A 9,764-nucleotide genomic window follows, 5' to 3' on the forward strand; every position below is an offset into this window, starting at 1 on the left:
CGAGCGCCGTCCACCCGCCGGCGCGCCGGGTGGCGCGCAGCAGCAGCCGGTCCGCGCCGGGGGCCGGGGGCCGGGGAGCGGGGATCGTGCCGGAGGTCATCGTGGGGTTCTCCTGCGCTGTCGGCACGGCGGTGTCGGCTGAAGGAGCGGCGGCCAAGGGGGGCGGCCAAGGGGGGGCGGCCAAGGGGGCGGCAAGGCAATGGCGGCCATGGCCCCAGGGAGGGCCATGGCCGCCAAAGGCTCTTACAGGCAGATCGTGATGCTGTGAGAGCTGTGGCAGAGAAGGCTGAGGCTGCTGTTAACGTCGCCGCCGCCGTTCTCGTTCACCATCCCCTGAAGGTCGAGAAGCGCCATGTCCGTTCACCTCCTTTCGGGCTGGATAGAGGTGGCACCCGCGGAGGTTTCCACGGGGAACTCGTGGGCCGTTCCGGGGACCTGGCCGGTCCCGAAGAAGGGCAGGTCGACCGGTGCGTCGTGCTGGGCGGCGCCGAGCGCGAGCAGGACGCCCGCCGTGCCCGTCGCCAGGTCCATCGACAGCCGGTACATGTGCTCGCCCGGGATGGCGAGCCCGCCGGCGTACGGGAGCGCGTGCCAGGCCAGGTCGCGGACGTGCCGCGCCACGCAGGGGTCGTCCCGGTCCTGCCGGGCCAGGTACAGCAGCATCCCGGCCCGGCCGGAGAACAGCCCCGGCTGCGCGTAGTAGCGCGACATCGCGGCCAGCCGGACGCCCTCGCGGACGTCCTCGAACTCCTCGTCCGGACGGTGCGCGAGGTACTCGTCCACCACCAGGCCGATGCCGACGCTGCCGCGGCCGAGGTAGGGCAGCACCCGGGACCCCTGGTCGACGTGGAGCGCGCCGTTCCCGTCCCTGACGCAGGCGGCGAGGTCGCGGCGCAGCGCCGCCGCCGCGAGGTCGAGCATCTCCGGGTCGCCGGTGCGCTCGTACCAGCGGACGAACATCAGCGCCGCCCCCGCCCCGCCGTACATCAGGCCGGGGCGCGGGCTCGGCCCGTCCGGCGCCCGCTCCGCGACGATGCGGACGGCCTCCGAGGCGGCGGTGAGCAGGGCGCCGCCGGACGTGAGGTCCGCGAGGTGCCCGAGGACGAGCGCGTAGCCGGGGAGCCCGCCGTACAGGTCGTCGCCGAGCCGCTCCCAGCGCTCGTCGAGGCAGTGCCCGGCCGCCGCGAGCGCGGCGTCGAGGTGCCCGAGCCGGGCCAGCGCGTAGGCGGCGCCCTGGAGCCCGTCGTAGAGGCCGAGGCCCGTGCCGCGCCGCGGTTTCGCGGCCCGCTCGGCGAGCCACTCCTCGTGGTCCGGGCGGCGGCCCGCGCCGGTCGCGTCCAGGGTCCACAGGACGCCGGCGGCGCCGTGGGCCATGCCGAGCGACGCCCCGCCGAACTGCTCGACGTCGCCGGGGTGGAGCCGGTCGGCGCGGTGCGGCGTGGCGCTCGCGTCGATGGCCCCGGCGAGGCGGTCCCGCGACCGCGCCCAGCCGTCCGCGCCGAGCCCGAACTCCGGCGCGGGCGCCTCCGGGACGCCGCGGGCGATCTCCGCGACGGCCTCGTCCAGGAACGGGCGGGGCACCGGGAAGTACTCGGCGACCAGGTCGGCGAGCTGCCGGGCCTTGCCGCGGTCGATGACGAACAGCGTGGTCATCGGGACGAACAGCGCCAGCCGCAGGCAGGCCAGGCTGTAGCGGTCGACCGCGGTGCCGCGGCGGTCGGCCGGGGCGAGGAAGGCGGGGTTGGCGAGGGTCTGCCGGCCGTTGTCGGCGGCCGGCGCGGCCGTCTCGAAGTCGATCAGGGCGGCGGAGTCGTCCGGGCGGATCATGATGTTGAACATGTGCAGGTCGTTGAAGACGACGCCGCGCTCGTGCACCGCCCCGAGGACCCGCTCGACGCCCTCGTACACCCGCAGCGCCCAGGCCGTGTAGGCGGCGACCTTCCCCGGCTCGGGCTCCGGGTCGAGCATCGGGTGCCGCTCGGCGAAGAACGTGTTGAGCGTCCGCCCCTCGACGAACTCCTGCACGAGGAAGTGGTGCTCGCCCAGCGTGAACGACCCGCGCACGGCGGGGATGCCGTCGATGCCGTCCAGCATCGTCAGGATGTCGCGCTCCCGCTCCAGCCGCTCGACCGCGTCCGCGCCGTCGGCGGCCAGCCCCGCGTACGGCCGGGCCTCCTTCAGCACCACCTTCTCGCCGGTGCGCAGGTCCGTCGCCTGGTACACCCCGCCGCCGTTGGAGAAGTGCAGCGCCTTCTCGATGCGGTAGGGGAGCTCGGCGGTCGTCGTCGCGGCGCGGGCGGCGAGGTGCGGCTCCAGGCAGCGCGGCAGCGCCACCCAGTCCGGGACGCTGAACACCGGGTTGCGGCGGTCCGGGACCAGCTCGCCCTCGCCGTTCTCCAGCGCCGCGACCAGCTCCCCGCGCTCGTCCAGGCAGCGCCGCTCGGCGAAGCCGCCGTACCGGACGTGCAGCGGGCCCTCGCCGATCCGCAGGTCGCTGAGAATGTACGGCCCGGGCAGCCCGGCCAGCTCCTTCCCGAGCGTCTCCAGTATCGCTTCGAGCTCGCGCTCGTCCGCGGGGTAGATGGTGACGAGCTTGCCGCTCGCGCCGCGGGGCGCGTACTTCGCGTTGCGCATCCGGAGCGTTCCCGGACCGCGCAGGTGCTTGAACTCGATGCCATTCTCGACGCAGTAGTCGAAAGTGCGGGAAAGGACCGCGTCCGCGCTTTTCGCGCAGCCGGTGACGTGCACCTTCCAGCCCTGCAAGGGGATCCGCGACACGGGCGGGACGTAGACGGTCCATTCGTCGCCGCGCACCCGTTCCCAGCCCGTGGGAAGGGACCGGCCGGCGATGTCGAATTCGGTGCGCCGGGCGACCGGCGGCGAGTCGTAGAACAACTCGTCGGCGAGGCAGTAAAGCTCGTACCTCTTGTCCACGGCGGCGAATCCCTTCGTCGGTCCCGCCCGGCGGCGGTCACGAGAAGAAGACTGGCGCATTCCCCGGAAAGGCACTAGTACCGGAAATAACGAATGACCCGTGAAGATCTACCAGGGTCCCGTGGGCGTCCGTCATCGTACCGACGCATATTGAAACAGGTTCTAGTCCGGCCTAGGCTGTGCGGCACAGTCGAGCGGGACGGAGGTGGCGCCGGTGATCTGGGACCGGTTCCGGATCGAGGGCCGGGTCGCGGTGGTGACCGGCGCGGGACGCGGCATCGGCGCCGCCTCGGCGGTGGCGCTCGCGCAGGCCGGGGCGGACGTCGCCATCTCCTCGCGCACCGAGGACCAGCTGCGCAAGGTCGCCGCGGAGATCGAGGCCGCCGGCCGCCGGGCGCTCGTCGTCCCGGCCGACCTCAGCGACCCCGCGGCCGCCGCCGAGCTGGCCGGACGCGCCGCCGAGGGCCTCGGCCGGCTCGACATCGTCGTCAACAACATGGGCGGCACGATCCCGAACGCCTTCCTCGACACGACCCCCGAGTACCTTGAGAACGCGTTCCAGTTCAACGTGAGCACCGCGCACGCGCTCACCCGCGCGGCCGTCCCGCACCTCCTCGCGGCGGGCGGCGGCTCCGTCGTCAACATCTCCTCCGTCATGGGACGGGTCGCGGGCCGCGGCTACCTCGCCTACGGCACCGCCAAGGCCGCCCTCGCCCACTACACCCGGCTCGCCTCCTTCGACCTCGCGCCCCGCGTCCGCGTCAACGCGATCGCCGTCGGCTCCGTCGCCACCTCGGCCCTGGACATCGTCATGACCAACGACGAGCTGCGCACCCAGATGGAGAGCAAGACGCCGCTCGGCCGGATCGGCGACCCCGAGGACGTCGCCGCCGCCGTCCTCTACCTCGCCTCGCCCGCGTCCGCCTACGTCACCGGCTCCGTCCTGCGGGTCGACGGCGGCACCGACGCCCCGAACCTCGACCTCGGCCTGGAGGACCTGTGACCCACCGCGTCGTCCAATGGAGCACGGGCAACGTCGGCCGCCACGCCATCGCCGGCATCGACGCCCACCCCGAGCTCGAACTCGCCGGAGTGTGGGTCTCCAGCCCGGACAAGGTCGGCCGGGACGCCGGGGACCTCGCCGGGCTCGGCCGCGACCTCGGCGTCACCGCCACCGGCGACGAGGCGGAGCTGCTCGCGCTGCGCCCCGACTGCGTCGTCTACACGGCGATGGCCGACGTCCGGCTCACCGAGGCGATCGACGACCTGTGCCGCATCCTGCGCTCCGGCGCCAACGTCGTCTCCAGCAGCCCCGTCTTCCTCCAGTTCCCGGACGGCGTCGTCCCGCCCGAGATGTCCGACCCGGTGCGGGAGGCCGCCGCGGCGGGCGGCACGTCCCTGTTCGTCAACGGCATCGACCCGGGCTTCGCCAACGACGTCCTCCCGCTCGCGGTGACCGGCATCAGCGAGCGCATCGACCAGCTCCGCTGCATGGAGATCCTCAACTACGCCACCTACGACCAGGGCACGGTCCTGTTCGACATCATGGGCTTCGGCCGCCCCCTCGACGACACCCCGATGCTCCTGCTGCCCGGCGTCCTCGCGATGGGCTGGGGCAGCGTCGTCCGGCAGCTCGCCGCCGGCCTCGGCGTGCCGCTGGACGAGGTGACCGAGTGGCACACCCGCCTGCCCGCCCCCGAGACGTTCGAGGTCGCCGCCGGCACCATCGAGAAGGGCACCGCCGCAGCGCTGCGCTTCGAGGTCCGCGGCATGCGCGGCGGCGAGCCCGTCGTCGTCCTGGAGCACGTCACCCGCCTGCGCGACGACCTCGCCCCCGACTGGCCGCAGCCCGCCGGCGCGGGCTGCTACCGCGTCGAGGTCCGCGGCGAGCCGGACTACACCGTCGACCTCCAGCTCCTCGGCTCGGACGGCGACCACAACACCGCCGGGCTCAAGGCGACCGCGATGCGCCTCGTCAACGCCGTCCCCGCCGTGGTCGCGGCGCCCCCGGGCCTCCTCACCGCCCTCGACCTGCCCCTGATCCCCGGCCGCGGCCTCCTCCGCTGAGTGACCGCGCGGCCCCGCGCGGTCACTCACCGCCGTCGGCGCGGAGGCCGTCGAGCCACTCCCTGCTCCAGGTCAGTTCCTTACGGTTCAGCTCGTCGATCAGTGACCGGACCCAGCGCAGCTCGGCCTCGGCCATCGCGATGGAGTACTCGTCCTCGATCAGGAAGAGGCGGGGGACGGTCCGCGCGTCCGCCGCGCGCCGCGCCTCGGTCTCGGCCAGGAGGCGGGAGAGCGCCGCCGCCCGCGCCTCCAGGTGATCCGCCACGTCCTCGGGCGTCGCCGCGGACATCGTGGCGAGGGCGGCGGGGAACTCGGGGAACTCGCGCGCGGGCACGGACAGCGCCGTCGCGAGCCACCGCCGGAGCGCGTCCCGCCCCTCGCCGGTGATCTCGTACAACGTCCGCTCGGGCCGCCCCTCGCCGCGGAGGGTCTCGCGCACCCGGATCAGCCCGTCGCGCCGCAGCCGCTCGATCGCCTGGTAGACGCTGTTGCTGCGTTCCACGTTGACGACGGCGTCCTTGCCGCGCTCCTTGATGAGCCGCCGCATCCGGTAGGCGTGCATCGGCTCCTCGGACAGCAGTGCGAGGAGGACGAGCGCCAGCGGCGACTGGCGGCGTTGACCTTCGGCCATGCCCCCATCCTCCCAGCCCGCACGGCTCCCTCCGACGATTAATATCCATAAAATGACTAGCCATGTTATGGTCAGCCCATGGAGAACGACTCGTACTTGAAGCGGGCGGGATGGTCCAGCCCCTACACCGTCGCGGTGCCTCTCCTCGTCGTCGCGGAGGCGCTGTCGTTACGGTCGTCCGGCATGGGCGCGGCCGGCCTGCCGCTGGGCGCCGTCGCCGGGCTTCTGTGGGCGCTGCTGGCGGCGTTCGTCGCGAAACGGATCGGCCGCAAACCGGAGCGCCGGGCACGGGCGGAGGACGTCCTCGTCTTCTGCGGGGTGATCTGCGCGGCGTTCCTGTGCTGCGGCGGCGTCATGATGATCCTGCTCATGGGCGCCGCGCTGGACGAGCCCTCGACGACGTACCGGACCCTGTCGGCGATGATGGCGCCCACGCTCCCGTACTACATCGCCGGGAACTCGGTGATGGAGCTCTTCATCGTCCCCGCCACGATCTTCGTCGGCTGGCGGGCGGGGCGGCGGCGCGTCCTCCTCGTCTCCGCGGCGCTCGTGTACTTCGCCTCCAGGGTCTGGACCTACCTCGTCTATGCCCAGCGCCGGACGGACACGGCGACCGGCACGCTGTCGGCGGAGGACGTCCGCTGGTACAAGGAGACGCTCGTCGTCGACTACCGCGTGGTGCTCCTCGGCGTCGTCCTGATCCTCTTCACGGCGGCGGCCCTGCTCCCGGCCCGGCAGTGGGCCCGTTCCCAACCGGGCGATGACCCGCGCACCGGTACCTACGACCCGATCCAGGAAGCGTGACGATGTTCCGATCTCGTGCACTGACGGCCGCGGGTGCGGCGGTGGTCATCCTGTTGAGCGGCTGCGCGGCCACCGGCCGGACGGCCGAGCCCGTGGCGCAGGACGCCGGGCGCGTCCCGGCGCATGATCAGCGCCGCGCGGTCACCGCGCTGCTCCGCTCCATCGACGAGGCGTGGAACGCGGGGGACGCGGCGGCGTTCGCCTCGCACTGGACGCGCGACGGCGTGGTCGTCAGCCCGCAGGGCAGGCGGACGGAAGGCCGCCGGAGCATCCGGACAGAGCAGGAGGCCGCCTTCTCCGGACCCATGAAGGGCACCACCCACAAGCTCGACGCCGCCCATGCCGAGTGGCCGGCCCGCGATGTCGCGGTCGTCGACGGCGACGCGACGATCAGTGGTCTCAAGGGGAGCGACGGTACGACCTATCCGCCGCTGTCGGCGAAGTTCACATGCGTTTGCGTGTACCAGGGCGGCAGGTGGCTGGTGTCGCACATGGTGTCCTACACCTTCATGAGCTCCTAGCAGTGGACGTGTATCGCGGGCGTATGCGGGACCGCATACGTCACCGCAACGGTCCCGTGGCTTGGGTTGAGGCATGGACCACGGCGGTTCACGCCGGAGGCGTGGTGCCCGCCTTCGGAACGTGACACGAGAAGGAGCTCGCAGTGTCGTATAAGGGTGTTCGTCCGCGGCTGAGATGGGGCGCTCTGGCCGCCGGTGTCGCCATGCTGGTGATGGCCCCGGCCTCGCCTGCCACCGCCGCCCGGTTACCGGTCGGGAACGTGCAGAAGGCGATGGACGGGCTGGCTCGCACGCCCGGCGTGGTGGGCGCGATCGGCGGCGTGTACGTGGACGGCAGGCCCGCCGGCGCCGGCACCGCCGGGTCGCGGCTGCTCAACGGCGAAGGCGGGACGATCCCGGCGGACTCTCGGTTCGCCATCGGCTCGCAGACCAAGGCGATGGTGGCGACCGCGCTGCTCCAGCTCGTCGAGGAGGGCAGGGTCGGCCTGGACGACAAGCTCGCCGCCCTGCTGCCGGAGGTGGCCGGCGGGCTGGTGGAGCGGGCCGACGAGATCACCGTCCGGCAGCTGATCCAGCACACCTCCGGCATCCCGGACTTCTGGTCGAAGGACGGATCGTCCGAACCGTCGTTCGACGTCTTCGACTTCACCACCTACTACCGGCCCATCGACGTCGTGGCGACGACGCGCGGCCGTCCGCGCACGGGCGAGCCGGGTGAGACGTTCGCCTACTCCAACACCAACTACACCCTTCTCGGCATGATCATCGAGAGGGTGACCGGGCGCACCCTCGCCGCCGAACTGGACCGGCGCCTGTTCCGCCCGCTCGGCATGACGCGGAGCTACGCGCTCACCAGGCCCCCGGACGGGATCAAGGGCCCGCACGGGCACGGCTACTACCCCGACTCCACCGGCACCCTGCGCGACATGGACCACGCCAACGCGAGCTGGGGCTTCGGCGCCGGCAACGTCGTCTCGACCACGCACGACGTCAGCGCCTTCCAGCGGGCCCTCGACCAGGGCAGGCTGCTGCCGCCGTCCCTCCAGGCGGTCCTCACCGGCGGTGCCGCCGGTGGCAAGGTGCGGCAGCGTGCGGACGGGTGCGTGGACGACCTGTACCTGCAAGGCGGCTCGGGGATCGGCTACACCACGCTGATGCTCTACACGGGGGACGGCCGGCGGCAGTTCGAGATCTCCGTCACGCGGAGCGTCGACGATGCCACCGTCATCCCGGAGATGGCGAAGGCCGGCCAAGCCGTCCTCTGCCCGACGAACTGAAGCCCGGCGCAGGCACCATCAACGCTCCGCGTGCCCGGCCTCTACCCCTGGGGCTCGGCGGGGAGGGCGTTGAGGACGGGGATCAGTGCCTCCTCCTCGCGGTCCAGGTGCGCTTCCAGTTCCGCGGTCAGGCGCTCGACCTCGGGCAGGAGGGCCGCCGGGTCGGGGGAGGGGGCGGCCAGGACGGAGCCGAGGGCGTCCATCAGCGCCTTGATGCGCTCGTGCTCCTCCCGGAGGACGGGCATCACCTCGGCGAGATCGGGATTGTCGCGTTCCAGGGGCGGGAACAGCAGGGTGTCCTCGCCGGTGTGGTGGTTGCTGAGGCCCTGGCACAGGCTGAGGCAGTTCACCCGCAACTGGGCGCCCAGCGCGGCGCCGGACGCGGCGACCTCCTTGCGGATCAGCTCCAGTTCGCGGCGGAACACGTCGTGGACGGCGAGGAGGTGGCCGCCCGGACCGCCGTCGACGGCGGGCGGGCCGGGCACGGGGACGAGGACGACCACGGGCAGCGTGCGACCCGACTTGGCCTCGTAGGCGGCCCAGCCCGGGTCGCTCTCGACGGCGCGGGCGAACGCGGCGTCGCGCTCGGGGCCGTCCAGGACGACCGCGTCCGCCTCGTAGGTGAACAGGCCCGACTCGACGGTGACGCGCGGGTTCGCGACGAGGTTGCGGAACCAGGCCGGATCCGCCGGCGCGCCGCCCGCGGACGCGATGACGAGGACGCGGCCGTCGAGGTCGGGCAGGTAGCCGAGCGGGACCGTGTGCGCGGCGCCCGAGCGGGCGCCGGTCGTGGTGAGCAGCAGCAGCCGGGCGCCCTCGAACGGGCCGCCGACGCGGCCGCGGCCGGCGCGGAACTCCTCGATGACCCGCCGGTTGAAGTCGGCGGGCTCGAAGCCGGCGGGCTGGGAGTCGGCGGGCGGGGCGGGATCGGCCGACCGGCCGGAATCGAAGGAACGGTGGGAATCGACGGGCATTGTTCTCCTGGGAAAGGGGAGTGGCCGCGTTTTCCGGGCAGGCAAAATTCGCCACGGGATCGGACGCGGCCGTGGCGTGAAAGGAAAAGGGAATGCGTCCCGCGGTCAGTGCGCGGGCGCGCGGCAGCGGCGGCGCCCGAGGCGTCGCGGTGCAGGTGGGAGGAGGTGCGGAGGAGGAGGCGGCCCTCTGGCCGGCCCGGCGGTCACGCCGTGGCCGGGTGCCTCACTCGTGCGTGGCCCAAGGCCGACCCGGCAGTCACGTGATCAACCATAATGGCGTGGCGGCGGCGGCGCAATACGCGTTATCGGAGGCCGTTGCGATGGGCGACGGCGGCGGCCTGGGTGCGGCTCGTGACGTTCAGCTTGGCGAGGATGTTCGACACGTGGACGCTCGCCGTCTTGGGCGAGATGAACAGCGCCGCGGCGATCTCCCGGTTGTTGCGGCCCTCGGCGACGAGCGACAGCACCTCCCGCTCCCGGACGGTCAGCGCGGCGAAGGGGCCGGGCGCGGCGGACGGGCCGGGCGCCGCGCGTCCGGCGTCCAGGCGCGCGCGGG

General features: G+C 73.0%; 10 protein-coding genes. 5 read left to right on the forward strand and 5 right to left on the reverse strand.

Annotation, left to right across the window (positions count from 1 at the left end):
• Positions 1 to 243 precede the first annotated feature (243 nt).
• Together E1300_RS43295 and lanKC are read right to left on the reverse strand one after the other, a co-directional pair.
• Positions 244 to 354, reverse strand: coding sequence for a SapB/AmfS family lanthipeptide (locus E1300_RS43295; RefSeq protein ID WP_131763095.1), 111 nt, complete (start codon positions 352 to 354; stop codon positions 244 to 246).
• A 6-nt stretch (positions 355 to 360) separates the two neighbouring features.
• On the reverse strand, positions 361 to 2,934 hold the full coding sequence (gene lanKC / locus E1300_RS43300; RefSeq protein WP_131763096.1) for a class III lanthionine synthetase LanKC: 2,574 nt from the start codon (positions 2,932 to 2,934) through the stop codon (positions 361 to 363).
• Between the two features lie 214 nt (positions 2,935 to 3,148).
• On the opposite strand from lanKC, the gene E1300_RS43305 reads away from it, so the two are divergent.
• Entirely contained in the window at positions 3,149 to 3,937 is a 789-nt protein-coding gene (locus tag E1300_RS43305; RefSeq protein ID WP_131763097.1) for an SDR family oxidoreductase, read from the forward strand.
• Positions 3,934 to 5,001 carry an NAD(P)H-dependent amine dehydrogenase family protein gene (locus tag E1300_RS43310; RefSeq protein ID WP_131763098.1) on the forward strand — a complete coding sequence of 356 codons (1,068 nt, stop codon included), beginning with the start codon at positions 3,934 to 3,936 and terminating at the stop codon, positions 4,999 to 5,001. Before E1300_RS43305 ends, E1300_RS43310 begins: the two co-directional genes overlap by 4 nt.
• Positions 5,002 to 5,023: 22 nt before the next feature.
• Here the strand turns inward: E1300_RS43310 and E1300_RS43315 are convergent, their stop codons facing one another.
• Positions 5,024 to 5,632 (reverse strand): PadR family transcriptional regulator, encoded by a 609-nt coding sequence (locus E1300_RS43315; RefSeq protein WP_131763099.1) that lies wholly within the window; start codon positions 5,630 to 5,632, stop codon positions 5,024 to 5,026.
• Positions 5,633 to 5,710: 78 nt separating this feature from the next.
• On the opposite strand from E1300_RS43315, the gene E1300_RS43320 reads away from it, so the two are divergent.
• The 3 genes from E1300_RS43320 (at position 5,711) to E1300_RS43330 (ending at position 8,234) form a co-directional block, all read left to right on the forward strand.
• A complete protein-coding gene (locus tag E1300_RS43320) occupies positions 5,711 to 6,436 on the forward strand; it encodes a hypothetical protein (protein WP_131763100.1) in 726 nt (241 codons plus the stop codon).
• Positions 6,437 to 6,477: 41 nt separating this feature from the next.
• The gene (locus E1300_RS43325) at positions 6,478 to 6,957 is read left to right on the forward strand and encodes an SgcJ/EcaC family oxidoreductase (protein ID WP_165503255.1); all 480 of its coding nucleotides are present in this window, start codon (positions 6,478 to 6,480) and stop codon (positions 6,955 to 6,957) included.
• 143 nt (positions 6,958 to 7,100) lie between these two features.
• Entirely contained in the window at positions 7,101 to 8,234 is a 1,134-nt protein-coding gene (locus E1300_RS43330) for a serine hydrolase domain-containing protein (RefSeq protein WP_131763102.1), read from the forward strand.
• A gap of 41 nt (positions 8,235 to 8,275) precedes the next feature.
• Here E1300_RS43330 and E1300_RS43335 read toward each other — a convergent pair whose 3' ends face one another.
• Positions 8,276 to 9,208, reverse strand: coding sequence for a nitroreductase/quinone reductase family protein (locus E1300_RS43335; protein ID WP_131763103.1), 933 nt, complete (start codon positions 9,206 to 9,208; stop codon positions 8,276 to 8,278).
• A gap of 302 nt (positions 9,209 to 9,510) precedes the next feature.
• On the reverse strand, positions 9,511 to 9,764 hold a 254-nt coding region (locus E1300_RS43340; RefSeq protein WP_242619770.1), incomplete at its 5' end, for a response regulator transcription factor.

The organism is Actinomadura fibrosa, from assembly GCF_900659615.1.
GTDB classification, from domain to species: domain Bacteria; phylum Actinomycetota; class Actinomycetes; order Streptosporangiales; family Streptosporangiaceae; genus Spirillospora; species Spirillospora fibrosa.

Bases quoted from the DNA above. Each gene is read 5' to 3' on its own strand.
- E1300_RS43295 (WP_131763095.1), bottom strand. From the start codon at position 354: ATGGCGCTTCTCGACCTTCAGGGGATGGTGAACGAGAACGGCGGCGGC.
- E1300_RS43315 (WP_131763099.1), bottom strand. From the start codon at position 5,632: ATGGCCGAAGGTCAACGCCGCCAGTCGCCGCTGGCGCTCGTCCTCCTC.
- E1300_RS43320 (WP_131763100.1), top strand. From the start codon at position 5,711: ATGGAGAACGACTCGTACTTGAAGCGGGCGGGATGGTCCAGCCCCTAC.
- E1300_RS43335 (WP_131763103.1), bottom strand. From the start codon at position 9,208: ATGCCCGTCGATTCCCACCGTTCCTTCGATTCCGGCCGGTCGGCCGAT.